This is a genomic window from Pseudonocardia adelaidensis, assembly GCF_039543345.1.
GTDB classification, from domain to species: domain Bacteria; phylum Actinomycetota; class Actinomycetes; order Mycobacteriales; family Pseudonocardiaceae; genus Pseudonocardia; species Pseudonocardia adelaidensis.
In genome coordinates this window covers 1-25,656 of sequence record NZ_BAABJO010000035.1, presented here as the reverse complement: position 1 = coordinate 25,656, position 25,656 = coordinate 1, and the positions used below count along the sequence as shown (strand labels likewise).

Annotated in this window: 27 protein-coding genes and 1 pseudogene; 13 read left to right on the top strand and 15 right to left on the bottom strand. The window is 74.5% G+C overall.

Annotation, left to right across the window (positions count from 1 at the left end):
- Position 1: 1 nt before the first annotated feature.
- Together ABEA81_RS33915 and ABEA81_RS33910 are read left to right on the top strand one after the other, a co-directional pair.
- Positions 2–820 (top strand): SURF1 family cytochrome oxidase biogenesis protein, encoded by an 819-nt coding sequence (locus ABEA81_RS33915; RefSeq protein ID WP_345610878.1) that lies wholly within the window; start codon positions 2–4, stop codon positions 818–820.
- Entirely contained in the window at positions 820–1,470 is a 651-nt protein-coding gene (locus ABEA81_RS33910) for a thiaminase II/PqqC family protein (protein WP_459077163.1), read from the top strand. Before ABEA81_RS33915 ends, ABEA81_RS33910 begins: the two co-directional genes overlap by 1 nt.
- Here the strand turns inward: ABEA81_RS33910 and ABEA81_RS33905 are convergent.
- From ABEA81_RS33905 to ABEA81_RS33895, 3 genes are all read right to left on the bottom strand, one after another.
- Positions 1,428–2,441 carry a cobalamin biosynthesis protein gene (locus tag ABEA81_RS33905; protein ID WP_345610877.1) on the bottom strand — a complete coding sequence of 338 codons (1,014 nt, stop codon included), beginning with the start codon at positions 2,439–2,441 and terminating at the stop codon, positions 1,428–1,430. The genes ABEA81_RS33910 and ABEA81_RS33905 overlap by 43 nt on opposite strands.
- Before the next feature lie 4 nt (positions 2,442–2,445).
- On the bottom strand, positions 2,446–2,673 hold the full coding sequence (locus tag ABEA81_RS33900; RefSeq protein WP_345610875.1) for a hypothetical protein: 228 nt from the start codon (positions 2,671–2,673) through the stop codon (positions 2,446–2,448).
- Between the two features lie 152 nt (positions 2,674–2,825).
- Positions 2,826–4,511 (bottom strand): AMP-binding protein, encoded by a 1,686-nt coding sequence (locus ABEA81_RS33895; protein ID WP_345610873.1) that lies wholly within the window; start codon positions 4,509–4,511, stop codon positions 2,826–2,828.
- 203 nt (positions 4,512–4,714) lie between these two features.
- Between ABEA81_RS33895 and ABEA81_RS33890 the strand changes: the two genes are divergently transcribed.
- Positions 4,715–5,143: a hypothetical protein gene (locus ABEA81_RS33890; RefSeq protein ID WP_345610871.1), complete on the top strand. Its 429-nt coding sequence runs from the start codon at positions 4,715–4,717 to the stop codon at positions 5,141–5,143.
- A gap of 243 nt (positions 5,144–5,386) precedes the next feature.
- Positions 5,387–5,800, top strand: coding sequence for an SsgA family sporulation/cell division regulator (locus ABEA81_RS33885; protein ID WP_345610870.1), 414 nt, complete (start codon positions 5,387–5,389; stop codon positions 5,798–5,800).
- A gap of 3 nt (positions 5,801–5,803) precedes the next feature.
- On the opposite strand, the gene ABEA81_RS33880 is transcribed toward ABEA81_RS33885, so the two are convergent.
- Entirely contained in the window at positions 5,804–6,502 is a 699-nt protein-coding gene (locus ABEA81_RS33880; RefSeq protein ID WP_345610868.1) for a DUF5709 domain-containing protein, read from the bottom strand.
- Between the two features lie 48 nt (positions 6,503–6,550).
- On the bottom strand, positions 6,551–7,270 hold the full coding sequence (locus tag ABEA81_RS33875) for a DUF1990 family protein (RefSeq protein ID WP_345610867.1): 720 nt from the start codon (positions 7,268–7,270) through the stop codon (positions 6,551–6,553).
- Between the two features lie 23 nt (positions 7,271–7,293).
- On the opposite strand from ABEA81_RS33875, the gene ABEA81_RS33870 reads away from it, so the two are divergent.
- A complete protein-coding gene (locus ABEA81_RS33870; protein WP_345610866.1) occupies positions 7,294–7,521 on the top strand; it encodes a hypothetical protein in 228 nt (75 codons plus the stop codon).
- Positions 7,452–8,072: pseudogene (locus tag ABEA81_RS33865) on the top strand (DUF1990 family protein); the annotation flags it as partial. The gene ABEA81_RS33870 and the pseudogene ABEA81_RS33865, both read left to right, overlap by 70 nt.
- Positions 8,073–8,226: 154 nt before the next feature.
- On the opposite strand, the gene ABEA81_RS33860 reads toward ABEA81_RS33865, so the two are convergent.
- A complete protein-coding gene (locus tag ABEA81_RS33860; protein ID WP_345610864.1) occupies positions 8,227–8,844 on the bottom strand; it encodes a flavodoxin family protein in 618 nt (205 codons plus the stop codon).
- Positions 8,845–8,896: 52 nt separating this feature from the next.
- On the opposite strand from ABEA81_RS33860, the gene ABEA81_RS33855 reads away from it, so the two are divergent.
- Both ABEA81_RS33855 and ABEA81_RS33850 read left to right on the top strand, forming a co-directional pair.
- Complete coding sequence (locus ABEA81_RS33855; protein ID WP_345610862.1) at positions 8,897–10,063, top strand: sensor histidine kinase; 1,167 nt, start codon at positions 8,897–8,899, stop codon at positions 10,061–10,063.
- Entirely contained in the window at positions 10,060–10,680 is a 621-nt protein-coding gene (locus tag ABEA81_RS33850) for a response regulator transcription factor (protein WP_345610860.1), read from the top strand. Before ABEA81_RS33855 ends, ABEA81_RS33850 begins: the two co-directional genes overlap by 4 nt.
- Here the strand turns inward: ABEA81_RS33850 and ABEA81_RS33845 are convergent.
- Positions 10,677–11,234, bottom strand: coding sequence for a class I SAM-dependent methyltransferase (locus ABEA81_RS33845; RefSeq protein ID WP_345610979.1), 558 nt, complete (start codon positions 11,232–11,234; stop codon positions 10,677–10,679). The genes ABEA81_RS33850 and ABEA81_RS33845 overlap by 4 nt on opposite strands.
- 61 nt (positions 11,235–11,295) lie before the next feature.
- On the opposite strand from ABEA81_RS33845, the gene ABEA81_RS33840 reads away from it, so the two are divergent.
- Positions 11,296–12,063: an AraC family transcriptional regulator gene (locus ABEA81_RS33840; RefSeq protein WP_345610858.1), complete on the top strand. Its 768-nt coding sequence runs from the start codon at positions 11,296–11,298 to the stop codon at positions 12,061–12,063.
- Between the two features lie 20 nt (positions 12,064–12,083).
- On the opposite strand, the gene ABEA81_RS33835 is transcribed toward ABEA81_RS33840, so the two are convergent.
- The gene (locus tag ABEA81_RS33835) at positions 12,084–13,322 is read right to left on the bottom strand and encodes a M24 family metallopeptidase (RefSeq protein WP_345610856.1); all 1,239 of its coding nucleotides are present in this window, start codon (positions 13,320–13,322) and stop codon (positions 12,084–12,086) included.
- Positions 13,319–14,260 (bottom strand): NAD(P)-dependent oxidoreductase, encoded by a 942-nt coding sequence (locus ABEA81_RS33830; protein ID WP_345610855.1) that lies wholly within the window; start codon positions 14,258–14,260, stop codon positions 13,319–13,321. The genes ABEA81_RS33835 and ABEA81_RS33830 overlap by 4 nt, the downstream gene beginning before the upstream one ends.
- A gap of 111 nt (positions 14,261–14,371) precedes the next feature.
- Here ABEA81_RS33830 and ABEA81_RS33825 point away from each other — a divergent pair, with 111 nt between their 5' ends.
- Positions 14,372–15,385: a LacI family DNA-binding transcriptional regulator gene (locus ABEA81_RS33825; RefSeq protein ID WP_345610853.1), complete on the top strand. Its 1,014-nt coding sequence runs from the start codon at positions 14,372–14,374 to the stop codon at positions 15,383–15,385.
- Positions 15,386–15,394: 9 nt separating this feature from the next.
- Here the strand turns inward: ABEA81_RS33825 and ABEA81_RS33820 are convergent, their stop codons facing one another.
- The 5 genes from ABEA81_RS33820 to ABEA81_RS33800 all read right to left on the bottom strand — a co-directional run bounded on the left by ABEA81_RS33820 (position 15,395) and on the right by ABEA81_RS33800 (position 21,155).
- The gene (locus ABEA81_RS33820) at positions 15,395–16,450 is read right to left on the bottom strand and encodes an alpha/beta hydrolase family protein (protein ID WP_345610851.1); all 1,056 of its coding nucleotides are present in this window, start codon (positions 16,448–16,450) and stop codon (positions 15,395–15,397) included.
- On the bottom strand, positions 16,447–17,163 hold the full coding sequence (locus ABEA81_RS33815; RefSeq protein ID WP_345610849.1) for an ABC transporter ATP-binding protein: 717 nt from the start codon (positions 17,161–17,163) through the stop codon (positions 16,447–16,449). Before ABEA81_RS33815 ends, ABEA81_RS33820 begins: the two co-directional genes overlap by 4 nt.
- Before the next feature lie 88 nt (positions 17,164–17,251).
- Positions 17,252–19,012, bottom strand: coding sequence for a branched-chain amino acid ABC transporter ATP-binding protein/permease (locus tag ABEA81_RS33810; protein WP_345610848.1), 1,761 nt, complete (start codon positions 19,010–19,012; stop codon positions 17,252–17,254).
- A gap of 20 nt (positions 19,013–19,032) precedes the next feature.
- Positions 19,033–19,911 (bottom strand): branched-chain amino acid ABC transporter permease, encoded by an 879-nt coding sequence (locus ABEA81_RS33805; RefSeq protein WP_345610846.1) that lies wholly within the window; start codon positions 19,909–19,911, stop codon positions 19,033–19,035.
- Entirely contained in the window at positions 19,911–21,155 is a 1,245-nt protein-coding gene (locus ABEA81_RS33800; RefSeq protein WP_345610844.1) for an amino acid ABC transporter substrate-binding protein, read from the bottom strand. The genes ABEA81_RS33805 and ABEA81_RS33800 overlap by 1 nt, the downstream gene beginning before the upstream one ends.
- Positions 21,156–21,309: 154 nt before the next feature.
- On the opposite strand from ABEA81_RS33800, the gene ABEA81_RS33795 reads away from it, so the two are divergent.
- Together ABEA81_RS33795 and ABEA81_RS33790 are read left to right on the top strand one after the other, a co-directional pair.
- On the top strand, positions 21,310–22,674 hold the full coding sequence (locus ABEA81_RS33795; RefSeq protein WP_345610842.1) for a 2Fe-2S iron-sulfur cluster-binding protein: 1,365 nt from the start codon (positions 21,310–21,312) through the stop codon (positions 22,672–22,674).
- A complete protein-coding gene (locus ABEA81_RS33790) occupies positions 22,671–24,749 on the top strand; it encodes a xanthine dehydrogenase family protein molybdopterin-binding subunit (protein ID WP_345610840.1) in 2,079 nt (692 codons plus the stop codon). Before ABEA81_RS33795 ends, ABEA81_RS33790 begins: the two co-directional genes overlap by 4 nt.
- Here ABEA81_RS33790 and ABEA81_RS33785 read toward each other — a convergent pair.
- Positions 24,730–25,041, bottom strand: a complete 312-nt coding sequence (locus ABEA81_RS33785; protein WP_345610839.1) for a hypothetical protein — start codon at positions 25,039–25,041, stop codon at positions 24,730–24,732. The genes ABEA81_RS33790 and ABEA81_RS33785 overlap by 20 nt on opposite strands.
- A 49-nt stretch (positions 25,042–25,090) precedes the next feature.
- Between ABEA81_RS33785 and ABEA81_RS33780 the strand changes: the two genes are divergently transcribed.
- Positions 25,091–25,357: a DUF6158 family protein gene (locus tag ABEA81_RS33780; protein WP_345610837.1), complete on the top strand. Its 267-nt coding sequence runs from the start codon at positions 25,091–25,093 to the stop codon at positions 25,355–25,357.
- Positions 25,358–25,656 lie beyond the last annotated feature (299 nt).

The window sequence follows — 25,656 nt, the reverse complement described above, 5'->3', positions numbered from 1 at the left end:
CGTGAAGTTCCTCCTGCGTCCCGGGTGGATCGCCCTCGTCGTGGCGGTCATCGGGTTCGCGGTCGCCGCGTTCACGCTGCTCGCCCCGTGGCAGTTCGGCCGGGAGGAGCAGCGCGAGGCCCAGCAGCGCGCGATCGACGTCGCGTCCGCCACCGCGCCCGTCCCGCTCGACGAGCTGGTGCCCCCCGGGGAGCAGGTGACCCCCGCCGACGAGTGGCGGCAGGTCACGGTCACGGGCGCGTTCGAGCCGGACGGGGAGGCGCTCGTGCGGCTGCGGGTCGTCGACGGGCAGCCCGCAGTGGAGGTGCTCTCCCCGTTCCGCACCGATGACGGGCGCCTGTTCATCGTCAACCGCGGCTCGGTCGCCGTCGCATCCGGCGCCACGGTGCCGGACTACGCGCCGCCCCCGGCGGGCCCGGTCACGCTCACCGCCCGCCTCCGGCTGGACGAGACCGACCCACAGCATCGCGAGGCGATCGAGACCGACGGGCACCGCCAGATCTACGCCGCCGACTCCCGCGCGCTCGCCACCGCCACCGGCCTTCCCCTCGAGCCCGGGTTCCTGCAGCTGGCCGACGGGCAGCCGGGCGTGCTCCGCCCGCTGGCCGTCGCCCCCACCACGGGCGGCAGCGCACCGTTCACGAACTTCTCCTACGCCCTGCAGTGGCTCACGTTCGGCGTGATCGCGCTGTTCGCGCTCGGCTACTTCGTGCGGTTGGAGCTCCTGCAGCGCCGCGGCGCAGGCCCCGACCGGCGCGCCGGGCGAGCGGCCCTGCGCCGCGCCCTCGCCGGCGAGGACGAGCGGGAAGGGAGCCGCTGATGTCGGCGGCACGCGAACTGCTGGACGCCGTGCGGGCCGAGCTCGCGCCGCGGGACGCGGAGAACCGGCTGGCGCCGCTCATCGCCGGAGGCACGGCGCCGCGCTCGGTGTTCGCGGCGATCGCGGCCGAGGAGATGCACATCGTGCCCAGCGACTGGCGCAGCCTGCACACCCTCGCCGCCCGGTGCGACGGCCCGCCCGCCCGTAGCTACTTCAGCGGGCTCGCGAGCGGGGAGGAGGCGGCGCTGGCCAGGCTCGCTCCGCTGGCCGCGGCCGCAGGCCTCGACGACGCCGCCACCAGGGCCTACGAGCCGCGCGCCGGCTGCCAGGCCTACCCCGCCTACTTCGCCTGGCTGGCGCTGAACGCGAGCCCGGGCGAGGTGGCCGTCGCGCTCACCACCAACTTCGGCGCGTGGGGAACGTACTGCGCCGCGATCGCGCGCGGGATGCGCGAGCACTACGGGTTCGGCGACGACGCGTGCGCGTTCTTCGACTTCTTCGCCACTCCCCTTCCGGACGACGACGCGGTGGCCGTGGTGCAGGCGGGGCTCGACGCCGGCACCCTCGACCGGGACGCGGCCCGCCGCTACGCCCGGCTCTTCCAGAGCTACGAGCTGATGTTCTGGAACACGCTGGCCGACGCGGCCTGAGGTCCGCGTAGCCGTCCAGCTCGGCCGGCCCATGACGCGAGGGCCGCGGCAAGGGCTGGGGCAAGGGCCGAGGCGGCGAGCCCGACGAGCCGCGACAGGCGGGCCGCGCGGGCGAGGTCGGCCGGGCCGGGTGGCGGGCCCGCACCGAGGCGGGGCCGCTCCTCCACCCCGTGCGGGTAGACCGTGCGCCCGCCGAGCGTGACGCCGAGCGCACCGGCGGCGGCCGCTTCCACCGGGCCGGCGTTCGGGCTCGGGTGCGCCGGCCCGTCGCGGCGCCACGCGTCCAGCGCGCGGCGCGGGGACCCGCCGACCAGCGGCGCGAGCCCGCTGAACAGCAGCGCCGACACGCGCGCCGGCGCCAGGTTGACCACGTCGTCGAGGCGCGCGGAGGCCCAGCCGAAGTGCCGGTAGCGCGGGGACCGGTAGCCGACCATCGCATCGAGGGTGTTGACGGCCCGGTACGCGAGCAGGCCCGGCATCCCGGCGACGGCGCCCCACAACAGCGGCGCCACCACGGCGTCGGAGGTGTTCTCGGCCATCGACTCGGTGCCCGCGCGGGCCATTCCCGCGGCGTCGAGCGCCGCCGGGTCGCGACCGCAGAGCGAGGGCAGGCGGGCGCGGGCCGCCGCGAGGTCGCCCGCGTCGAGCTCACGGGCCAGCGCGGCCCCGTGCCCGGCGAGCGACGAGCCGCCGAGCACCGCCCACGTGACGAGGCCGGTCAGCGCGGCCCCGGCGACGGGACGGCCGGCGGTGACCCGCTCGGCGAGCACCCCCAGCCCGGCGGCCCCCCCGACGAGCACGGCCGCGTGCAGCGCCCCCGCGGAGCGCCGGTCGGCGTAGCAGCGTGCCTCGAGCGCGGCGGCGGCACGGCCGAACAGTGCGACCGGATGCCCCCGGCGGGGGTCGCCCAGCAGCGCGTCCGCCAGCGCCCCCAGGAGCAGCCCGGCCGACCGGACCCAGACCCGCGCCACGGCCTCAGTCGCCGGCCACTGCCTGCCCGAGGCGCAACCCGTGCAGGCGCTGCGCCTCGCTGGCGATCTGGTGGAGCGAGCACGGCCAGCGCTCCCCGGAACCGCTGGCGGTACGGCAGGACGCGCAGCGGCCCAGTCGGTCGGGCAGGTGCGCGGCGAGCAGCCGGCGCCACACCTCGGGCATGCCGGCCATGACGTCGGCGATCCCGCCGTGCGTCTCAGGTTGCGTCACACCCGGTCCAACACGCGCAGGTCAGAGCAGCTATTCCGGGCCGAGCCACCGGGCGCCGAACGGCCGGTATCGCACGCCCGGCCGCGCGTGACATCAGTCATAGCATTGCTCACGACCGATCGTCGGACGGCGAGGCCCGCTGGGCGCGGCCGTCACAGCGTGTACTCCCCGACCGGCGAGGTGGCCCCGTCCGAGTGCAGCTCGGTCTCGCGCCCCCGCAGCTCCACGCGGCGGATCTTGCCCGAGATCGTCTTGGGCAGGGCGGCGAACTCGAGCCGCCGGATCCGCTTGTAGGGCGCCAGGTTGTCGCGCGCGAACTCGAGGATCGCCCGGGCCGTCTCCTCCGTCGGCTCGTGTCCCGCGGCCAGCACGACGTACGCCTTGGGCACGGCGAGGCGCACCGGGTCGGGTGACGGCACCACGGCCGCCTCCGCCACAGCCGGGTGCTCGATGAGCACGCTCTCGAGCTCGAACGGGCTGATCCGGTAGTCCGAGGCCTTGAAGACGTCGTCGGAGCGCCCGACGTAGGTGATGTAGCCGTCCGAGTCGCGGGAGCCGACGTCGCCGGTGTGGTAGTAGCCACCGGCCATCGCCTCGGCGTTGCGCTCCGCGTCGCCCTGGTAGCCGACCATCAGCCCGAGCGGACGGTCGGACAGGTCGATGCAGATCTCGCCCTCGTCGCCCGGCTCGCCCGTGGCGGGGTCCAGCAGCACGATCGGGTAGCCGGGGATCGGCCGCCCCATCGAGCCGGGCCTGACGACCTGCCCGGGCGGGTTGCCGATCTGCAGCGTGGTCTCGGTCTGCCCGAAGCCGTCGCGGATGCGGACGCCCCACGCCTTCTCGACCTGCTCGATCACCTCGGGGTTGAGCGGCTCGCCCGCCCCGACGACCTTGGTGGGCGGGTTCGGCAGGCTGGACAGGTCGGCCTGGATGAGCATCCGCCACACGGTGGGAGGGGCGCAGAAGCTGGTGACGTTGCAGCGGTCCAGCACACCCAGCACGGTCTCGGCGTCGAACCGCGCGTAGTTCATCACCAGCACGCACGCCTCGGCGATCCACGGCGCGAAGACGTTGCTCCAGGCGTGCTTCGCCCAGCCCGGCGAGGAGATGTTGAGGTGGACGTCACCGGGCTGCAGGCCGATCCAGTACATCGTGGACAGGTGCCCGACCGGGTAGGACGCGTGGGTGTGCTCCACGAGCTTCGGCTTGGCGGTGGTGCCGGAGGTGAAGTAGAGCAGCAGGGTGTCCGAGCCACGGGTGACGCCGTCGGGCGTGAACTCGGCGGGGGCCGACGCGGCGTCGCCGTAGTCGAGCCATCCGTCCGGGGCCCCGCGCACCGCGATGCGCGTGTAGTCGCCGTCGACGTCGTCGAACTTGCCGGCGTCGGAGCCACCGACGACGACGTGCTTCGCCCCGCCGCGGTCGAGCCGGTCGCGCAGGTCCGAGGCGGTGAGCAGCGTGGTGGCCGGGATCACGATCGCGCCGAGCTTCATCGCCGCGAGCAGGGTCTCCCACAGCTCGACCTGGTTGCCGAGCATGAGGATGATCCGGTCGCCCCGGGCGACGCCGTGCCCGCGCAGCCAGTTGGCCACCCGGTTCGAGCGTTCGGAGAGCTCGCGGTAGGTCCAGTGCGCCTCGCTGCCGTCCTGCTCGATGATCCAGAGCGCGCGGGCGGCGCCCCGCTGCGGGTCGGCGGCGACGGCGTCGAAGTGGTCGAGCGCCCAGTTGAACTCGTCGATCTCGGGCCAGCGGAAGTCGCGATAGGCCGTGTCGTAGTCCTCGCGGTGCGCCACGAGGAACTCGCGCGCTGCGTAGAAGCTCTCTGCGGACCGGTTCATGACCTCACCTCGAAATAGCCGCGCTGCCGTCGAGACCCTACGGCCGACCTTATGACCTTCGCACCGGACCGGTTCACCCCCGAACGGAGGGGACGCGCCGCCTGCCGTCCCCCGTACGTGCCGCGCGCGAGCCACCCCCGATCGCACCACCGCGGCATACGGTGGGTGTCGTGCTCTCCACCGGCCGACGATCCTCCCGCCCGATGGTCGTCGGGAGGATCGCCGCTGGACTGCTCGCCGGGTTCCTGCTGGCGGGATGCACCCTCACCGCCACACCGGGCACGAGCGCGCCCGCCGGGGCAGGCGCGCAGCCCCCGACCAGCGGCCCCGCGCCCGCACCCACCGCCGAGGACGTGGCGCTGCCCTGGCCCGCGGCAACCGCGGACGAGGCCACCGCGCTGCAGGAGGAGGTGGACCGCGGCGCCCAGCCATGGCTGCTGGACCCCTCCGAGGTGGCGATCGCGTACGCCTCCGCGGCCCACGACTGGCCCGACGCCGAGGCGTACCCGGGCCCCGACGGCACCAGCGTCGACGTCCGCAACGCCAACGGTGAGCGGCTCACCCTCAGCCTCGCCCAACCGGCGCGCCACGGGGACGACGGCATCTGGGTGGTGACGGCGGAGCGCCGGTGACCCGGACACGCCGGCGCCGTTCACGCTCCGTGCCGTAACAAGTACTTACTCGCTTGTTCGGGTGAAGTCGCCCCACGAGTGCTGCGTTCCTGAGGCATGCTGCGATGCAGAGGGTGACGCCGCCGCACGAGAGAGGGCGGCCCCAGTGCCCAGGGGGGCGAACGGACGAATGAGCGAGCTTACGAGCGAATCGATCTCACAGTGCCTGCGCGAAGCGCCGGCCGACCGCAGCGAGGCCGTGCGATGAGCAAGGATCTGGTCCAGCAGGACATGTTCACGGTGCTGCACGGTCAGCCGGCACCCGTCGTCACCCGTTGGAGCTACAGCGCCTACGACCCGTTCGCAGTGTCCCTCGCGGTACGGACGAGACATGACCGGTGGGTCGAGTGGCTGATCGGGCGGGAGCTCGTGATGGCCGCGCTCGACGACACGGCAGGCGAGGGCGACGTCCGGATGCGCCCGCTCACGGTGCAGGGCTACGACATCGTCGAGATCGAGATCCGGTCCCACGACGGGCGCGCGGTGCTCGAGGTCGACCGTGACCTGCTGCGGTCCTTCGTGGACGCCACGCTCGAGATGGTGCCGGTCGGCACGGAGGCCGACCGGGTGGACCTCGACGGCGAGATCGCCCGGATCACCCGCAGCTGCGCCGAGTAGGACTCACCTCCACACGTCGGGCCCGGCGTCCCGCGTGCCGTCGACCCCGGCGGCTCCTCCGGAGTCCGGTTCCCGGTCGATCCGTCCGGCGGCGGGCTCCTCGGCCTGCTCGCTCACGGGAGCGCCGGGAAGGCCCGGGTCGAACACATCGCCATCCGCCCGGACGTCGCGCGCGGCCTGCGCCGCGGCCTCGTCGGCCTCCGCGTCGGCGCCCAGCGCGGCGTCCAGCTCCGGGTCCTCGAGCTCGGGCGCCCCCGCCAGGGACGGCTCCGTCTCCACCGGGGCGCCCGGGTCGTCGGTGGTGTGCACCGCCGCTTCCTCCGCCCCGGCGGCCCCGCCGTCGATCCCGACGTCCACCCCGTCCATCGCGTCCGGTGTCTCCATCGCGGCGCCCTCACCGGCGAGCTCGATCCGGCCGGACCGCTCGGTGTCGACGGGCTCGTCGCCGCGCTCGCCGCGCAGCCGCTCGTCGAGCGAGCCGCCCTCCCGCATGCCGCGCGCGGTGACCTCGTCCTCCTCGGCGAGGTAGGGCCGGTCGGGTGGCGAGTAGCCGGCGTCGAGGCCGTCCCGGTCGCCCGCGGGCGCCCCGAGGTGTTCCTCGCTCTCGAGCTGTACCGACGCGCCCAGGTCGGGTGCCTCCGGCTGCTCCTCGTAGTCGCGCTGCGCCATGACGACGTGCACCTCCACCTCGTCGAGCTGCATTCCGGATCTCGCGTACCCCGGCCCCCCGGCCTCCACACCCGCGCCCGGTCAGGCGCCCGCCCGCCGGGTCTCGACCCGCACCCCGCCACGCGGCGTGCCGCCGATGTCACGGGCGAGCCGCAGGCACGTCTCCACCCAGAGGTTCAGCTGGATCTCCTTCGCCAGCCGCAGCCGCGTGTACAGCAGGTCCGACAGCCGGTCGCCGGAGCGGGCCCACGACTCGATCTCGAACAGCAGTTCCCCGCCGTCGGCCCGGCACCGGAACTCGATCTGCCCCGCCTCCAGGTGCCCGCGCAGGGTCGCCAGCCGGAACGACGCAGGTCCCATGCCGACCACCCGCACCGGCCCGTCCCACGGGCCGGGGATCCGGATGAGGAACTCGTCCCCGACGCACATCTCCCCGTCGGTCCCGTGGACCTTCTCGAACACCGCGACCTCGGCCGGCGCGCCGCAGTTGGGGTCGCCGGAGAACCGCCCCATCACCTGCTCCGGCGGGGTCGGCGCGCCCGCGATCCACACCGCGTAACGACGGTGCAGCAGCGGTCCGGCCCCGTCCTCGACGCGTTGCAGGTCGTCGTCGACCAGGTCCTCCGGGACGGCCCACGGCCGTTCCGACGCGTCCGCCGCCGTCTCGGTGCGGTGCACGGGTGTGGTGCGCCACATGTAGCGCCAGCTCACCCTGGCCAGGCCGACCGGCCACAGCAGCACGATGGCGGCCCGGTGGGCGACGCCGCCCGGGGCACGGCGAGAGCGCGAGCGTAGCGGCACGGGGGCTCGGGTACCCGCCGCGCATGCCCCGGAACGCCGCCCTGCTGAGCCGCGCCGCCCTCGGCTGCCGCGCCGCGTCGCTCGGCTCGATCGGCCTCTGCGTCGGGCTCTGGCTGCGCGCCAAGACCGTCGACCAGGACGAGCGGGGCAACGCGGAGCGCCGCGCGCTGTTCGTCGGGCTGTGGCCGCCGATGCTGTGGATGTTCGGGGACACCGCCGACGCCGTCGCGCGGCGAAGCGCGGACCGGTGAGTCGGCCGCCACTCGCCGAAGCCGTTGCCGCCCTGCGCGAGCTGCCCGTCAACTACGACGAGGCGGCGGCACCGCCCGCGGTCACCGCGGGCTGGCACGTCGACCGCTGCGTCCAGGAGCTGGGCCGCGAGGCGCCCGGCGAGCCCGAGCCGGGCGGGCTGCTCGAGACCGCGGCGGCGCTCGTCGACAGCTACGAGTTCAGCGACCCCGCGATCCTGCGCGCCGCGTACCGGCACCCCGGCGACCTGGTGGGCCGGGACATGCTGCTCGAGGGCCGGTTCCTCGTGCTGCGCTTCCTGCTGGGCGTGCGCATCACGTCCCGGCATGACGAGGTGCGCGACGGCCCGCGCGGTGCGGAGCGGGCGACCGGCTGGTCGTACCAGACGCTGCGCGGCCATCTCGAGCAGGGGCGGCTGACGTACGAGCTGGCCAAGGAGCTGGAGACCGGGCGGGTGGAGTTCCGGATCCTCGCGTACTCACGGCCCGCCCCGATCCGCAACCCGGTGTTCCGCATGGGGTTCTGGGTGTTCGGCCGGCACACCCAGCTGCGGTTCTACCGCAAGGCGCAGGCCCGGTTGCTGGCGCTTCTGCCGGCCCCGCCCGAGCCGCCGCGCCCCGGCCCGGACGGGCTGGTCCGGGCGCCCAGCGGGGTGGAGGCGGGCCGCTTCGAGGCCTTCGCCCTGCGCTTCGCCCACCCGGGGGGCACTAGGCAGGCGGGTAGTGGTCCTGCTTCAGCAGCCGCGCGAGGTGCGCGGCGTTGGCGGCGAGGGTCTTCGTCGTCGTCGCCACGGCCTTCGGCGTCTCGTCGAGGTCCTTGTAGTCGGTGGTGGTCATCGCCTCGCCGTTCCAGTACACCCCGCCCTGGGCCGGGATCGTGAAGCCGACGTCGTTGAGGCTCTGGTACAGGCCCGCGGTGATCGCGTGGGCGCCGTCCTCGTTGCCGACGACGACGGCGAGCGCGACCTTCCCGAACGTCTCGAGCCTGCCCTCGTCGTCGGTGGCGGACAGCTCGGCGTCGAGCCGCTCCACCACCCGCTGCGCGACGCTGCTGCGGTGCCCGACCCACGTCGGCGTCGCGACGACCAGGATGTCCGCCTCGATCATCTGCTGCCGGATGCCCGGCCACGCGTCACCCGCACCCATGTCGGCCTCGATGCCGGGCTTCACGTCGAGGTCGACGACCCGGACGCTGCGGCCCTCCACACCGTGCTCGCGGAGCGCCTCGAGTACCTGGTCGGTCATGACCTCGGTGCTCGACCCGCCGGGGGACGGGGTCAGCGTGCAGTTCAGCGCGAGCGCGGTGAGGGGGGTCGAAGTGGCCATGCCACGGCGGTAGCCGGCGACGACCGGGGCAACCACCGGGCATGATCCCGTCGTGCCGTCCGACCCGCCGCCAGCAGCCGACCCCCGCCTCGGCCGGGCGCGGGCGGCCGTGCTCGGATCGCTGGTGGTCGCGGTCGCGTCCACGGTGATCTGGCCGGGGATCGGGGTGGTGCGCTTCGAGGCCCGCCCCCTGTGGCAGGCGCTCGGCAGCGCCGGGATCCTCGCCGTGGCGGTCACGCAGGCGGCGGCGCTCTACGCCGCGGCCACCCCGGGCCTCGCCGAGCGGACGCGCCGCCGCTACGTCGTCGCCTTCCTGGTGGCCGCGCTCGTCTCGGTGCCGCTCGCGGCGCCGGTCGGGACACAGGACGCGGAGGGCTGGGACACCTGGGCGTGGCTGGGGGCCTCGGTGGTCGCGTCGGTCCCGCTGCTGGTGCGCACCGCCCTCGCGGCGGGGATCAGCGTGCTGGCCACCGCGGTGTCCGCCGTGACAGGGGCCGCGACCGGGGGATCCCCCGGCGTGTTCGCCGTGATCACGGCGGGGATCGGCGTGAGCCTGCTCGCGATCCACGGGCTGCCCGTCGTGCTGTGGCACCTGGTCCTCGAGGCCCGCGACGGGCGCGAGGCGCGGGCCCGGCTGGCCATCACCGAGGAGCGGCTGCGGTTCGCGCGCGACGTGCACGACCTGCTCGGCCACCACCTCTCGGTGATCGCCCTGAAGGCCGAGCTCGCCCAGCGGCTCGCCGCCGTCGACCCGGAGCGCGCCGGCCGGGAGGCGGGCGAGGTGCGCGAGTTCGCGGCCGCGGCGCTCGCCGAGATGCGCCAGGTCGTGCACGGCTACCGGGCGGTCGACCTCGGTGCCCAGCTGCAGGCCGTCGCGCGGGTGCTGGGCTCGTCGGGGGTGCGGTGCACGGTGACCGGCGATCCCGGCCCGCTCCCGGACGCCGTCGCCACCGGCCTCGCCGCGGCCGTGCGCGAGGCCGGCACGAACGTGCTGCGCCACAGCCGGGCGCGGTGGTGCACGATCGACCTCGTGCGGGACGCGGACGACGTGCGGCTCACCGTCGCGAACGACGGCGCGGGCGACGCGCGTCCCGACGCCCACAGCTCCGGGCTGCAGGGCCTGTCCGACCGGCTCGCGCGATCCGGCGGGCGGCTGCGCACGGAGGTGTCGGACGGGGTATTCACCCTGGACGCGGTCCTACCGGTGCCCACGCCATGATGAACCCGGGGGCGATCCGCGTCCTGCTCGCCGACGACGAGGAGCTGATCCGCACCGCGATCGCCGCCCTGCTGGGCCTCGAGCCCGATCTGGAGGTCGTCGCGCAGGCGGGCGACGGCCGGGGCGCCGTCGACGCGGCCGTGGCACACCGCCCCGACGTCGCGGTGGTCGACCTGGAGATGCCGGGGCTCGACGGCATCGCGGTGGCCGCGGAGCTGGCGACCGCCGCTCCGTCCTGTGCGGTCGTGATCCTCACCGGGCACGGCCGCCCGCCGCACCTGCAGCGCGCGCTCGCCGCCGGCGCCAAGGGGTTCCTCCCGAAGGGCTCGCCGGGCGGCACGCTCGCCGACGTGATCCGGCGGGTGCACCACGGCGCCCGCTACGTCGACCCGGCACTGGCCGCCGACGCCCTCACCGCCCGCCCCTGCCCGCTCACCCCCCGCGAGCTGGACGTCCTGCAGGCGGCGGGCGCCGACACCCCGGTCGCCGCCGTGGCCCGCCGCGTGCACCTGTCCCAGGGCACCGTCCGCAACCACCTCGCCGCGATCACCGCGAAGCTCGCCGTCCCCACCCGCGCCGAGGCCTACCGCACCGCCCAGGAACAGGGCTGGATCTAGCGCACCGCCCGGAAGCAGAAGGCCCTCGGCGCCGTGTCGACCTCGACGTCGGCGAGACCCGCCGCGCGGAGCCGGTCGGGCAGACCGGCCGGGTCGACGACCGTCATCGTGTCTCCGACGTGCAGCAGCCGGAACCGCAGGCTGAGCCGGCTGTCGAGGCCCGCGAACACGCCACCGGGCCGCAGCACGCGGGCCGCCTCGGCGAACAGCCGGTCCTGCTGCAGCGGCGACGGCACGTGGTGCAGCATCGTGAAGCAGACGACCGTGTCGAACGACGCCTCGGGGAACGGCAGGTCCGCCCCGTCCCCGGTGCGCACGTCGACGCGGTCCCCGAAGCTCGCGCGAACGCCGGCGGCCAGGTCCGGATCCACCTCCACGGCGGTGAGGCGCCCACCCTTCTCCGTGAGCCAGCGGGTGGTCACCCCGTAGCCCGGCCCGATCTCGAGGACGTCGCCGTCGAGCGGCACCGTCCGGCACACCCACGGCAGCACCTCACCGTGCATCCGGGTGGCCCACGAGTCGGAGCGGCAGATCCGGCGGTGCAGCAGGTTCATCGGCACCCCCGGGAGGCTAGGACCGGGCGGCGCCGTCCGGCACCGGCTAGCCTGCCGTCCTGTGTCGCGTTCCGGCCATCCGTCCGGCCTTCTCGACCCGCCGCTGGGCGCCGCGCTCGTCGGCCGGTTCGCGCTCGCCCGCGGCCACCGGTTCGCCGAGCACGTGCACCCGACCCACCAGCTCGCATGGGCCGAGCGCGGGGTGCTGTCGATCTCCGCGCAAGACACGACGTGGGCACTCCCGCCCACGCGTGCGCTCTGGATCCCGGCCGGCGTCCTGCACACGACCGCCGCTGCCACCGCCACCGCGATGCACAGCCTCTACCTGCGTCCCGCCCGCGCACCGACGGGCTTCGACCACCCCACCGTCCTCGCCGCGACCCCGCTGCTCGCCGCGCTGATCGGGCACCTCGGCCGGGCCGGGCTGAGTGACGGCGAGCGCGCCCGCGCCGAGGCCGTGTTGTTCGACCAGCTCGTGCCCGCCCCGGTGGCGTCGGTCGAGCTCGCCCTGCCCACCGACGAGCGCGCCCGCCGGGTGGCCGACGCCCTGCTCGCCGACCCGGCCGACGACCGCGGGGTGGACGCGCTGGCCCGGCTCGCCGGCACCAGCCCGCGCACGCTGCACCGCCTCTTCCACGAGGCCACCGGCTGGGGGCTGCGCGAGTGGCGCACGCGGGCGCGCATCCGCGCGGCCCTGCGGCTCCTGGCGACCGGGCTCCCCGTGGGTGTCGTGGCCACGAGGGTGGGCTACCGCACTCCCAGCGCCTTCGTGGCGACCTTCCGCAGGGTGCTGGGCACGACCCCGGCCCAGGTGTTCGGCCCGACATGAGCACTATGCCGCGATCGGGGCTAATACCTGTTCGCGATGAACAGTTCCTGCGCCGGGAACTGCGTCAGCACCCTCGGGCCCTCCTCCGTCACCACGACCTCCTCCTCGATCCTCGCCGCGGAGAAGCCGTCCGTCGCCGGGCAGTAGGTCTCCAGCGCGAAGACCATCCCGGTCTGGATCTCGATGGGGTGTTCCAGGCTGTTGAGCCTGGAGATGATCGGCCGCTCGTGCAGGCCGAGGCCGAGGCCGTGGCCGAACTGCAGGCCGAAGGCCGCCATCTCGTCGGCGAAGCCGAACTCGCTGGCCGCAGGCCACACCCGCGCCACCTCGTCGGTGCCGACGCCCGCCTTGACCGTCTCGAGCGAGGCGTCCATCCACTCCCGCGCCTTGGTGTACGCGTCGTGCTGTGCGGCGGTGGCGCTGCCGACGCCGAACGTGCGGTAGTAGCAGGTGCGGTAGCCGTTGTAGGACTGGATGATGTCGAAGAACGCCTGGTCGCCGGGGCGGATCAGGCGGTCGGAGAAGTTGTGCGGGTGCGGGTTGCACCGCTCCCCCGACACCGCGTTGATCGCCTCCACTTGGTCTGCGCCCATCTCGTAGAGCCGCTTGTTCGCGAGCGCCACGATCTCGTTCTCGCGCACGCCGGGCTTGAGCGCCTCGACGATGTCCTGGTAGACGCCGTCGACCATCGCGGCGGCCTGGGCCAGCAGCATGATCTCGTCGGGCGACTTGATCTGCCGGGCGTCCAGCATCAGCTGCTGGGCGTCGACGACGTGCAGACCCTGGCGCTGCATCTCGAACAGGAACGGCGGCTCCACGATGTCGACGCCCACCGGCGCGTCGGCCACGCCCGCGTCGCGCAGCATGCCCGCGATCTGGGTGACCGCCGACTCCATCAGCCCGGCATCGGGCGCGATCGCGCCGCGTAGCCCGAGCATGCCCGCCCGGCAGTTCTCCGGCCGCAGCCACGGCGCGTACAGCTGGTGGTGCCGCGCCGCCGAGCCGAAGTCCCACAGCACCGGCAAACCGCCGCGGGTGAGCAGCGCGTAGCGGGTCATCTTGTCGCCGAGCGCCCCGCCGATCCAGGTCTGCGTGGTGTAGCGGATGTTGTAGAAGTCGAACAGCAGGAACGCCCCGCACTCGCTCGACTCCAGTGCCGCCCGCGCCCGCGCGAGCCGGTACTCGCGCAGGCGGGCGAAGTCGACCCGCGTCTCGAAGTCGACGCCACCGTGCCCGGGCGCCGCGATCGGCCGGCTCACGACCCCAGCCCGTCGTCCACGGCAACGTCCTCCGGTTCGAGCGCGATGCCCGCCCGGCGCGCCTGCTCCAGCAGCAGCGCGGCGAAGTCCTCGTCGACGTGCCCCGCCCCCACCGCCGACGCCACGAGCTGGGCGGCGGCCGACGCCACCGGCATCGGCGCCTCCAGCTCGCGGGCGGCGTCGAGGCCCAGGTCGAAGTCCTTGCGCAGCAGCGGCATCGTGAACGTCGGGGCGAAGTCGAGGTTCACGAACGCGGGCGACTTGTACCGGGTGAAGGTGGAACCGAGCACCGAGTCGTTGAGGAACTCGAGGAACGCCGCCCGGCTGGTGCCACCCTTCTCGGCCAGCACGGTGATCTCGGCGAGGCACTGGGTGACGACGCCGAGCAGCACGTTGTGGCAGATCTTCACCAGCCTCGCGACCTCCCCGTCGCCGACGTAGGTGGACCCGCGGCCGAGCAGCGCGATCAGCGGCTCCACCCGGTCGTACGCCGTCCGCGGCCCGGACACGGCGAACGTGAGCTGCCCGGCCGCGACGACCTTGGGGTTGCCGCTCACCGGCGCCGCGAGGAACTCGGTGCCGCGCTCGGCCGCCTCTGCCCGGACGGCCGCGGAGGCCTCCACCGACACCGTGGAGGAGTCGACGAGCACGCCCGGCGCGTGGTCGGGCGCGGTGAGGACGCCGCCGTCGCCGCTGGTGACCTCCTCCAGGTCGGCCGAGGCCGCCACCATCACGAAGACGACGTCGCGGTCGGCGAGGTCGGCGGGCCGGGCGACGACCTCGGCGCCCCGCTCGGCGAGTGGCTGCGCCTTCGCGGCGGTGCGGTTGTAGACCGCGACGTCGCACCCGGCGTCGAGCAGCCGCGCGACGAGTGCGGCTCCCATCCGGCCGGTGCCGATCCAGCCGATCCGGACAGCTGTCATGGGTCGGGCTCCCATCGCGCTCGTACTGCAATCGGTTGCGGTCGACTTTGCCCCTAGCCAGAGGGGCTGTCAATCGAAGGTGGCCGGGCTTCTGATGCGAATCGGTTGCTGCGGTACCGTGGCGACATGACGAAGCGCCCGACGATGTCGGACGTCGCGCGCGTGGCCGGTGTCCACAAGGCCACGGCCTCGCGCGCGCTCAACCCGCTCACCAGCGGCCAGGTCAACCAGGCCACCGCCCGCCGGGTGCTGGCGGCGGCCCGGCAGCTCGGCTACACCCCGAACGCCACCGCCCGCAGCCTGCGCACGAGCCGCACCCACACCGTCGGCGTGCTCATCCCCGACCTCACCAACCCGCTCTTCCCGCCGGTCGTCCGCGGCATCGAGAACGTGCTCTTCCCCCGTGGCTACACCGCGCTCGTCGCCAACACCGACAACGAACCCGACCGCGAGGCCGCCCACTTCGAGGCGCTGCTGGGGCGGCAGGCCGACGGGTTCATCCTGGCCACGGGACGCCGCGATCACCCCCTGCTCGTCTCCGCACACGAGCGCGGCATCCCCGCCGTGCTGGTCAACCGGGGCACCGACGACGCGCTCTACCCGCTCGTCACCGGCGACGACCCGGCGGGCATGACGGCCGCCGTGGACCACCTCGTCGCGCTGGGCCACCGCCGGATCGTGCACCTCGCCGGCCCCGCTGGGCTCTCCACGGGCCTGCGGCGCAGCCAGGCCTACCGGCACGCCGTGGCCGCCCACGAGCTCGACGCCCGGCTCGTCGAGTGCGAGTCCTACACCGCCGACGCCGGCGAACGCGCGATGGTCGCCCTGCTCACCGAGGCGGGCGAGCGCCCCACGGCGGTGGTGGGCGGCAACGACCTGATCGCGCTGGGCGCGCTGCGGGCGATCCGGGCCGCCGGGCTGCGCTGCCCGGAGGACGTCTCGCTCACCGGGTTCAACGACATGCCGTTCCTCGACGAGCTGCGCCCCGCCCTCACGAGCGTGCACGTGCCCACCCACGAGCTCGGCGTCGAGGCCGCGCGCCTGCTGCTGGAGCAGATCGAAGGCGCGCCGGCCGTCGCGAAGACGATCAGCCTGCCGCTGCGCCTCGTCGTGCGGGACTCGACGGCACCGCCGTCCTGACGGCACGGCCTATCCCTCGCCGAACTGCGCGGCCACCCAGTCCGCCGTGCGCTGGCGGTGCTGCGCCGCCACGTTCATGCAGCCGTGGTTGCCCTCCTCCAACAGGAGGAGCGTGCCCGCGGGCGCCTCCTCGGCGAGCCGGACGCCGTGCTGCCACGGGATCAGTCGGTCCCGCTTCCCGGTGACGACGAGCAGCGGGCAGGTGATCTTCTCCGCCCGACCGGCGAGGCTGAGGGTGTGCGCGACCCGGCGCGCCGCACCGTCGTCCGCCGAGCGGGATCGCACCCGGAACGCCTCGCGGGTGAGCGGCGGCAGCCGGTCCCAGCAGTCCCCGAAGTCGTAGGGTCCGGCGAGCGCCACGCACGCCCGCACGCGCGGGTCCCCGCTCGCGACCCGCGGCGCGTAGTAGCCGCCCAGGCTCACACCCCACACGCCCATCCGCTCCGGGTCGACGCCGGGTTGCGCGGCGAGCGCGTCGAGGATCGCCGCGCCCGGCTCCTCCCAGTCGCCGCGGATCGGGGTGTCGTACTCCGACTCGCCCTGCCCCGGCCCGTCGACGCTGAAGGTGGCCACACCCCGTTCCAGGAACAGCGCCTCGGTGGAGCGGAACTCCTCCTTGGCCGAGTCCAGGCCTGGGATCAGCACGACGGCCGGGTGCGGCCCGGCGCCGTCCGGCAGCCGCAGCACCCCGACGTACCCGCCGGCGATCGCGACCTTGCGGCCGGGCGGGCGCAGGTGCGGCAGCGCGGCGTCCAGGCAGCGCACGGCCGCGGTGTGCGCCGTGCGCATCTGCTCCGGATCCTGCACGAACAGGAACTTGCCGAAGTGGTGGTAGACGGCCGCCTGCGCGAAGTGCTGACCGGCGGAGAGCAGTCGCCCCTCCGCCTGTGCCTCGATGCCGAGCGCCTCGTGCCCGTCGCCCGCGGCCGACCAGGCGGCGCACCAGCCGTCCCAGTCCCGCACCTGCCGGGTGATCCGCTCGAAGTCGGCGACCGCCACGCCGTTCGTGGTGAACCGCGGGCCCCAGTTCGCGATCGCGGACGCCACCCGCTCGTCACCGGTCATCGTGGCGCCCCGCCGAGGTAGAGGTCGGCGATCTCGGGGTGCGCCAGTACCTCGGCCGCGGTGCCGTGGAGCCGGACCTGGCCGCCCTCCAGCACGAGGCCGTGGCTCGCCAGGCCCAGCCCGAGCCGGACGTTCTGCTCGACCAGCAACACGGTCGCCCCCTCCGCGTTCAGCTCCCGGATCAGCGCGGCCACAGCGGCGAGGCTGCGCGGATCGAGCCCGAGCGACGGCTCGTCGAAGAGGATCAAGCCGGGCGCGAGCATCAGGCAGCGGGCGATCTCGACCATCCGCCGCTGGCCGCCCGACAGGTTGCCGGCCGCGTCCCCCGCACGCTCGGCCACGATCGGGATACGCCGCTCGATCGCCCGGTAGCGGCTGCGCAGCAGGGCCCGGTCGCGGCGGATCAGGTAGCCGCCCATCAGGACGTTCTCGCGCACGGTCATGCTGGGGAAGAGCGCCTGCGACTGCGGCACCTGCGCCACGCCGCGGCGCAGCACCTCCTCGGGCGGGAGGCCGCCGATCGGCCGCCCGCTGAACCCGACCTCCCCGGCCCGCGGCCGCAACAGCCCCGAGACGACCCGCAGCACCGTGGACTTCCCGGCACCGTTGGGGCCCACGATGCACGTGATCGAGCCGGCTGCGCAGACGAGATCGACGCCCCGCAGGACGTCGCCCCCGCCGTACCCCGCGGTGACCCCCGCGAGCGTCAGCACGGTGCTTCCCCGCTCTCGAATCGCAGCAAGGTGGCCTCACTCCGGTGGAGCCGCAGCACAGCCACCTTGCTGCGGCACGGCAGCGGCGTCATCGGGGCACCGCCTCGTGGTCGGACCAGTCGTGGCCCAGGTACGCATCGAGGACCACCGGGTCGGTGCGGATCACGGATGGCGGGCCCTCCGCGATCGGGCGGCCGCGCTCGAACACCACCACCGGGTCGCACAGGTCGAGCACCAGCGGGATGTTGTGCTCCACGACGAGGAACGTGACGCCCTGCGAGTTCAGATCGCGCACGATCTCGGCCAGCCTCGCCACGAGACCGGGGTTGACCCCACCCGCCGGCTCGTCGAGCAGCACGAGCTTCGGCTCCATCATCAGCACCTGGGCCAGCTCGACGAGCTTCTGCTGGCCGTACGAGAGCGCGCCCGCAGGCTGGTCGGCGAACCGCTCCAGCCCGACGAACGCGAGCAGCTCGCGCGCCCGTTCCGCCTCGTGGCCGCTCACCGCGCCGGCGAGCATGCTCCGCCAGCGCGCGTCCGGCATCGGGGCCACGACGTTCTCCAGCACGGTCATCGCCTTGAACAGCCGCGTCACCTGGAACGTGCGTCCCAACCCGGCGTGTCCGCGCCGCCACGGCGGCAGCCGGTCGATCCGCCGCCCGTCGAACCAGACCTCCCCCGCGTCGGCCCGCATGGCGCCGGTGACCAGGTTGAACAGGGTGGTCTTGCCCGAGCCGTTGGGCCCGATCAGGGCCGTGATGCTGCCCGCGTCCACCCGCAGGTCGGCCCCGTCCACGGCGACCAGGCCGCCGAAGCGCTTGGTGGCGCCACGCACCTCCAGCAGCGGCCCGGCCGGCCGCTCGGGCGCGGGGGCCCGGACCGTGAGCTGCCGCTTGGCCAGCGCGCCCGCGTGGTCGGTGTAGGTCACCTCCTGCGGGTGCCGGCGGCGCCACCAGGCCTCGACGGTGGGCAGCAGCCCCGCCGGCAGGAACAGCACCACCAGCACCAGCGCGAGCCCGAAGACGAGCACCCGGCTCTGCGTGCCGCCGCCGTAGACGGTGGCCAGCTCGCTCGCGATCTGCACGACGAACGCGCCGATCACCGGCCCCCACAGCGTGCCCCGGCCGCCGACGAGCGCCGCGAGCACGATCGTGACGCTGCCGAGGATGCTGAACGCGCCGATCGGGTTGAGGAACGTCAGGAAGTAGGCGTAGACCGCGCCCGCCATCCCGCTGACGAACACGCTCGCGCCGTAGGCCGCGATCTTGTAGCGGGTGGTGTCGACGCCGATCGCCGCGGCCTTGCCCTCGTCCTCCCGGATCGCGACGAGGCCGGTGCCGAACTTCGTGCGCCGGATCCAGGCGCTGAACCCGATGCTCGCGAGCATCAGCAGGAGGAAAGCGAAGTAGAAGGGGAGGTTCAGTATGTCGCGCGACCAGGTGGGCAGCGCGAGCGTGATGCCGTCGGAGCCGTTCGTCAGCGCGTCCCAGTTGGTGGCGATCACCTGGGTGGAGAGCAGCAGCGCGATCGTGATGATCACGAAGGGGTGCCCGCGCGTGCGCAGCACCACCGACCCGGCCAGCACCGCCGCCCCGACCGCCACGAGCCCGCCCAGCGGCGCCAGCAGGAACGGGTTCAGCCCGGTCCGCGCGCCGACGATCCCGGCCGTGTACGAGCCGAGCCCCAGGAACACGCTGTGTCCGAGCGAGACGTAGCCCGCGTAGCCGGAGATGATGTTCCAGCCGACGGCCTGGGTGGCGAGCAGGAACGCCATCAGCAGCACGACCTGCGGATAGGCGTCGTAGGGCCGGATCAGCGGGTACGCCACGAGCGCGAGGACCAGCAACACGCGTGGATCCGCGAGTCTCCTCACGTCGCCACGTCCTCACGCAGCCGGGACCCGAACAGGCCCTGCGGCCGGACCAGCAGCACGGCCATGATCACGACGTAGAACACCAGCGTGGACCACTGCAACGACACATAGGTGGCGGTCAGCGTCTCCGCGAGCCCGAGGACGAGCGCGCCGACCAGGGCGCCGGGGAGGCTGCCCAGCCCGCCGAGCACGATGATCCCGAGCAGCCGGGAGATCCAGTCGTAGTGCGACGCCGGGAAGAACGGGTAGAGCACCGACAGGATGGACCCGCCGACGCCGGTGGTCGCGGCCCCGATCGCGAACGCGAGCGCCGCGGTGCCGGCCGCGCCGACCCCGACGAGCGCGGCGCCGGTGGGGTTCTGCGCCGTGGCCCGGATCGCGCGCCCGGTCCAGGTGCGCGTGAGCACGACGTAGAGCAGGCCCAGCACGACGAGCGCCGTCAGGAAGCCGTAGACGTGCGGCTTCGGGAGCGCGATCCCGCCGACGAAGAACGACTCCTGGAAGTAGGCGGGAGTCGCCGAGCGGAACTTGTTGCCCGCCGTGACGTTGAGGACGCCCTCGATGGCGAGCGCGATGCCGAACGTGAGCAGCACCGACATCGACGCCGACGAGCCCCGGATACGCGAGACGACGGTGCGGTGCAGCAGCCACCCGGCCCCGAACATCAGCGGGGTCATGACCAGCGACGTGAGGATCGGGTCGATGCCGGTGGTCGACCACAGCCACCACGTGAGCATCGCGACGAGGATCAGGAACGCGCCGTGCGCCACGTTGATCACGTGCAGCACGCCGAAGACGAGCGCGAGCCCGGACGCCATGAGGGCGTAGACCCCGCCGATGAGGACCCCGAGGACGATCGCCTGGACGAGCTGCACTACTGACCCTGAGCCCACGCCGGCTTGGGATGCACGATCCGGTCGGTCGTGGCCCGGTCGGCGGGCGCGACGATCTCCACCTGCCCGGACTGCCACTGGGCCAGCAGGAACTTCGACTCCGGTGCGCCGGTGTCGTCCCAGCTCAGCGTGCCGAGGATCGTCTCCACCTGGTTGGCGCGCAGCCAGTCGGCGAGGACGGTCTGGTCGATCCGCCCGACGGCGGTGACGGCGGCCTGCAGCACCTGCCCGGCGGCGAAGGCGTCGGCGGCGTCCTCGGCGGGCGTCTCGCCGTCGTACATCTCGGCGTAGCGCTTCACGAAGTCGGCGTTGCGGGGCGTGCTCGCGCGCTCGTTCCAGCTCACCGTGTAGAAGACGCCCTCGGTGTTGGCGACGCCGACGCCGTCGCTGTACTGACCCGCGTTGCTCGGCGCCGAGGTCTGGAAGAGGATCGGCGGCGAGTAGCCCAACTGCTGCAGCGACCGGACCAGCCCGACGCCGTCCTCGAACACCGCGCCCTGGGCCACGAGGTCCGGCCGCGCCGCGGCGATGGCGCTCGCGACCGGCTGGAAGTTGGTGGTGTCGGCCGGGTAGACCGAGCTGTAGACCGTCTGCACGCCCAGCGCCTCGAGGCCCTGCTGCATGGTGTCGATCACCGGCGTGGTGAACGGGTCGTCCTGCACGGGGTAGGCGGCGGTCTTCGGCCGCTGGTCCGGGGGCAGCGAGGCGATCCACTCCACGAAGATCTCGGCCTGGCGCGGCGCGGTGGCCGGCTGGGCGAAGAACAGGTACCTGAAACCGCGCTCGAACATGGTGGGCGCCCCGCCCGCCGGCTCCACGAAGAGCATCCCGTTGCGCTCGGCCACCGCCGACGCCGCGAAGTTCAGCAGCGAGGAGAACGTGCCGAGCAGCAGGTCCACCCGCTCCTGGGTGATGAGTCGCGTGTAGTTCGCGACGGTGGTGTCCTGACTGCTGGCGTCGTCGGTGATGCTGAGCTCCACGGGACGGCCGAGCAGGCCGCCCTGGGCGTTGACGATGTCCTGCCACACCCGGTAACCGCGCTCGGCCTGGGTGCCGGGCTGGGAGAAGTCGCCGGTGAGCGGCAGCGAGACCCCGATGGTGACCGGCCCGTCGGCGTTCCCCTCGGACGGCGGGGTGCCGCAGGCGGCGAGGGCGATGCTGACGGCCGCGGCGAGGACGGCGGCGACCCCGGCCGCGCGCAGCCGGGAGCGGGGTCGGGTGAGCACGACGCCTCCTGGGGTCCGGCCCTGCAACGATTCCAGCACTGCAACCGATTGCGATCCCGAATCGTGGTGGTGGCATCCGATCGTGTCAAGAGCCTGCAGGCGGTTGGACAGCAATCGGTTGCGGCTCGATCGGGTCCGGCTAAGGTGCGGAAGTATGACCACCCTGCTCCGACTGGGCACGTTCAGCCCATCCGTGCTGCTGGAGGTCGCGCGGGTCACCGGCGCGCTGCACGCGGCCGGGCTGGCCGTGGAGGAGGTGCCGGCCACCTCGTCGCCCGCCCAGTTCGCCGAGCTGCTGGCCGGCGACCTCGACGCAGCGCTGACGAGCCCGGACAACGTGCTCGCCTACCGGTTCGTCGCCGACAACCCGCTGGGGCGCACCGGCGACGTCCGCGTCCTCGCCGCCGTCGACCGCGGACTCGGGCTGTCGCTCTTCGCCGCCCCGGGCCGGTCGGTGCCCGGATTGCGCGGCAGCACCCTCGCCGTCGACGTCCCGGGGTCCGGATTCGCGTTCGTCGCCGTCGAGCTGCTGGCCCGCCAGGGCCTGCGCGCGGTCGGCGACTGCCCGGTGGAGGCGCTCGGCGCCACGCCGCGCCGCGCGGACGCGCTGCTCGCAGGCCGGTGCGCGGTCACCGTGCTGAACGCGGGCAGCGACCTGCGCGCGGAGGCCGCGGGGGCCCGCCGGCTGGCCAGGGCCACCGCCATCGGCCCCTACCTCGGCACGGTCCTCGCCGCCCACGGGCCCGCGGTCGATGCCGACGGCAGCGCGTTCGCCGCGCTCGCCGGCGTGCTCATCGGTACCGCGGCGCGGCTGGTCGCCGGCGAGCTGCGCGACGTCGCACGGGCCGCCGCGAGCCGCAGGCTGGCGCTCGACGCGCGCTCGGCGGCCCGCTACGTCGCCACCCTCACCGACCCGGCCGAGGGGCTCGTCCCCGACGGGCGGGTCGACCGGGCGGCGCTCGCCACGCTCGTCGAGCTGCGCAACCGGCACGGAGCGGGCCCGCCGCTCGACGTCGACACCGTGCTCGCGGACGGCGTCGTCGACGACCGGTTCCTCCCCGTCGGTTTCCGCGCGAACGGTCGCCCGGTCACCACCCCGGCCGAGCCGGGCACGCCCCTGCTGTACGTCCTGCGCGGCGACCTCGGCCTGCTCGGCACCCGGTTCGGCTGCGGCAGCGGTGACTGCGGCGCGTGCATGGTGCTGGTCGACGGGCAGCCGGTCCCGTCCTGCGACACACCGGTCGAGTCGGTGGCGGGCAGGGACGTCGTCACGGTCGAGGGTCTCGGCGGTGGCAGGCCCCATCCCCTGCAGGACGAGTTCCTCGCGGGGCAGGCCGCGCAGTGCGGGTACTGCGTCTCGGGGATCCTCGTGAACGCCGCGGCACTGCTCGCCGCGGTGCCGCGGCCCACGGAGACGGCCGTGCGCGCCCACCTCGACCGCAACCTGTGCCGGTGCGGGGCGCACAACCGGATGGTGCGGGCCGTGCTGCGCGCCGCCGAGCGGACGGAGGCCCGGTGAGGGTCCCGCGTGCGCTCGCCGCGAAGCCCCGGCTCGGGGCGTGGCTCGACCTCTCCGAGCCCGGCGTGGTCGTGGTGACGACCGGGAAGGTCGAGCTGGGCCAGGGCGTCCTCACGGCGTTCGCCGCGATCGCCGCCCACGAGCTGGACGTCGACCCGGCCCGGGTGCGGGTGCCGGCCGCGCGCACGGATCGCGGCCCGGACGGGGGCGTCACGGCCGGGAGCATGTCGCTGTCCGACGCGGGCGCCGCGCTGCGGCAGGCGTGCGCCGAGGCCCGCGCCGCGCTGGTCGCCGCCGCGGCGGCGAGGCTGCACGTCCCCGTCGCCCGGCTCGTGGTGCGGGACGGGCACGTCCGGGCGCCCGACGGCAGCGGCATCGGCTACTGGCAGCTCGACGCCACCCGGCTGCTCGACCGGGCGGCCGACGGGCACGTCCGGCCGAAGCCGCCGGGCCCGAGCGGCCCCGACCTGCCCCGGCTCGACCTCCCGGGCAAGGTCCTCGGCAGGCCGCGCTACGTGCACGACCTGCGGCTCCCCGGCCAGCTGTACGGGCGGGTGGTGCGTCCGCCCGCGACGGGGGCCGTGCTGACCGGGGTCGATCCGGGCGCGGCGGTGGGCGTGACGGCGGTCGTGCGCGACGGCGGCTTCCTCGGCGTCGTCGCCGAGCGCGAGGAGGTCGCCGTCCGCGCGGCCGCCGCGCTCGCGTCGACGGCGCGCTGGGACGTCGCGCCTGCGCCCGATGTCGGCGACGTGCGGCGGTGGCTGCGGGACACGGCCACCGAGCACACCGTGGTGATCGACGAGCCCGGCCCGGCCACCAGCGGGGTGGTCACCGACGTCAGGGCGTCCTACAGCAGGCCGTTCCTCGCACACGCCTCCGTCGCGCCGAGCTGCGGCGTCGCGCTCTGGACCGACGGCAGGGTGCGGGTGTGGAGCCACACCCAGGGCGTGCACCCGCTGCGGCGGGCGATCGCCGGTGCGCTGGACCTGTCCCCCGACGACGTCGTCGTGCGGCACGTCGAGGGGGCGGGCTGCTACGGCCACAACGGCGCCGACGACGCCGCCTTCGACGCGGTGCTGCTCGCGCGGGCCGTCCCGGGCCGGCCCGTGCAGGTGGTGTGGAGCCGGGCCGACGAGCTCGGCGCGGCACCGTTCGGGCCCGCGATGGTGGCCGACCTGGCCGCGGGCGTCGACGCCGACGGGTGCGTGCGGACGTGGCGGCACGAGACCTGGAGCCAGGGGCACACCTCCCGGCCCGGCTCCGGCCGAACCCCCGACCTGCGGGCCGCGGCCGACGTCGCGGGCCGCGCGACGGCGCCGGCGGCCGATCCCCCGCTGCCGGCCGGCGGGGCGCTGCGCAACGCCGACCCGATCTACGCGTTCCCGGCCCGGCGGGTGGTCGGCCACCTCAGCCGGGCGGCCGCACCGCGCGCGTCGGCGCTGCGGTCGCTGGGCGCGTTCCTCAACGTGTTCGCGATCGAGTCGTTCATGGACGAGCTCGCGGCCGGGGCCGGTGCCGATCCGCTCGCGTACCGGCGGGCGCACCTGGCCGATCCACGGGCGCGCGCGGTGCTCGAGCGGGCCGCGGCGGTCGCCGGCTGGGCCGAGCGGGACGCCGGGCCGCACGGCGGGCACGGCATCGCGGTGGCGCGCTACAAGGGCATCGGTGCGTACTGCGCGGTGGTCGCCGAGATCGAGGCGGCGCACGAGGTGCGCGTGCGCCGGCTCGTCGTCGCCGTCGACGCGGGCCGCGTGATCAGCCACGACGGGCTGGTGAACCAGATGGAGGGCGGCGCCGTGCAGGCCACGAGCTGGACGCTCCTGGAGCAGGTCCGCTTCGACCGGGACGGCCCCAGCAGCACGGACTGGTCGAGCTATCCGATCCTGCGGTTCAGCCAGGTGCCGCCGGTCACGGTGGAGGTCACGGACCGGCCCGGCGAGCCGAGCCTCGGTGCGGGCGAGGCGGCGCAGGGACCCACCGCGGCCGCGCTCGCGAACGCCGTGCGGGACGCGCTCGGCGTTCCGGTGCGTGACCTTCCCCTCACCCCGGAGCGGATCATCGCGGCGCTCGGCTGACGGGAACCCGCACCGACCGCCCGTCGGCCGAGAGCAGGCCCTGGCCACGGGCGTCCTCGATCATGGCCTTCCACCGGGTCGACCAGCCAGGAGCGGTCGGTCGCAGCACGGCGAGCGACCGCAGCACGGCCACGTCCAGCAGCGCGGTGTGGTCGTCCGAGAGCTCCCCGGTGCCCGTCGTGGCGAGGACCTTCCGGAGGTCGTCGGGGTCGAGGTCGGTGTTCAGGCGCAGGTCGGCGAGGTCGTCGGGGTCCTGCACGACGGCGCCCGCGTTCGACAGTCGCACGATCACCCGTTCGATACTGCCGCATGGGAGCGCGCCGGGTGGGCACCCCTGCCCCATGACGGATCGATCGCACGGCATCTCCCCGGACCGGCTCGCCGACGACGCCCTCCGCCGCGAGCTGGCCCACCTGCACGAGACCCGCCACGACACCGTCCTCGGCGGGAGCGAGTCCGCCCTGCGCGCGCACACGGAGCGGATGCTCGCGCTGGAGCAGGAGTTCCTGCACAGGTTCCCGGAGGCGGGCGCACCCGACCCCATGCGCACGCGCGCTGGCAGCCGGGAGAGCGCGGGCCAGCCGGTGCGGGGCCGGGACCGGGGGTGACCGGCTGCGCGGCTAAGGAGGGTCCTGAACAACTCCGGCCGTAGCGAGCGGCGTCCAGGCGGTGTCATCGCAAGGCGGACGTTCGCGCCGATACCGCTGTTGTATCGGTGCGGACGTCCAACGCGGCGAGGGCGCTGCCTGGGCGTCGCGCAGTAGGCCCGAGTTGTTCAGGGCGCTCCTAGTAGGGCTTTGTTAGGTCGGTGCGGGGTAGGGGCGTTTGCAGGTGTGGCATGCGCCGGTCCAGATGCTGAGGAGGGTCTGGAGTTCGCGGAGGACGGCGTAGAGGGTCAGGCCGGCGC

Excerpts from the sequence above, each read along its gene's own strand:
- ABEA81_RS33820 (WP_345610851.1), bottom strand. The coding sequence starts at position 16,450 with ATGACCGGTGACGAGCGGGTGGCGTCCGCGATCGCGAACTGGGGCCCG.
- ABEA81_RS33890 (WP_345610871.1), top strand. The coding sequence starts at position 4,715 with ATGGTCGTCGGGAGGATCGCCGCTGGACTGCTCGCCGGGTTCCTGCTG.
- ABEA81_RS33910 (WP_459077163.1), top strand. The coding sequence starts at position 820 with ATGTCGGCGGCACGCGAACTGCTGGACGCCGTGCGGGCCGAGCTCGCG.
- ABEA81_RS33825 (WP_345610853.1), top strand. The coding sequence starts at position 14,372 with ATGACGAAGCGCCCGACGATGTCGGACGTCGCGCGCGTGGCCGGTGTC.
- ABEA81_RS33830 (WP_345610855.1), bottom strand. The coding sequence starts at position 14,260 with ATGGGAGCCCGACCCATGACAGCTGTCCGGATCGGCTGGATCGGCACC.
- ABEA81_RS33870 (WP_345610866.1), top strand. The coding sequence starts at position 7,294 with ATGCCCCGGAACGCCGCCCTGCTGAGCCGCGCCGCCCTCGGCTGCCGC.
- ABEA81_RS33885 (WP_345610870.1), top strand. The coding sequence starts at position 5,387 with ATGAGCAAGGATCTGGTCCAGCAGGACATGTTCACGGTGCTGCACGGT.
- ABEA81_RS33895 (WP_345610873.1), bottom strand. The coding sequence starts at position 4,511 with ATGAACCGGTCCGCAGAGAGCTTCTACGCAGCGCGCGAGTTCCTCGTG.
- ABEA81_RS33880 (WP_345610868.1), bottom strand. The coding sequence starts at position 6,502 with ATGCAGCTCGACGAGGTGGAGGTGCACGTCGTCATGGCGCAGCGCGAC.
- ABEA81_RS33780 (WP_345610837.1), top strand. The coding sequence starts at position 25,091 with ATGACGGATCGATCGCACGGCATCTCCCCGGACCGGCTCGCCGACGAC.
- ABEA81_RS33845 (WP_345610979.1), bottom strand. The coding sequence starts at position 11,234 with ATGAACCTGCTGCACCGCCGGATCTGCCGCTCCGACTCGTGGGCCACC.
- ABEA81_RS33795 (WP_345610842.1), top strand. The coding sequence starts at position 21,310 with ATGACCACCCTGCTCCGACTGGGCACGTTCAGCCCATCCGTGCTGCTG.
- ABEA81_RS33860 (WP_345610864.1), bottom strand. The coding sequence starts at position 8,844 with ATGGCCACTTCGACCCCCCTCACCGCGCTCGCGCTGAACTGCACGCTG.
- ABEA81_RS33850 (WP_345610860.1), top strand. The coding sequence starts at position 10,060 with ATGATGAACCCGGGGGCGATCCGCGTCCTGCTCGCCGACGACGAGGAG.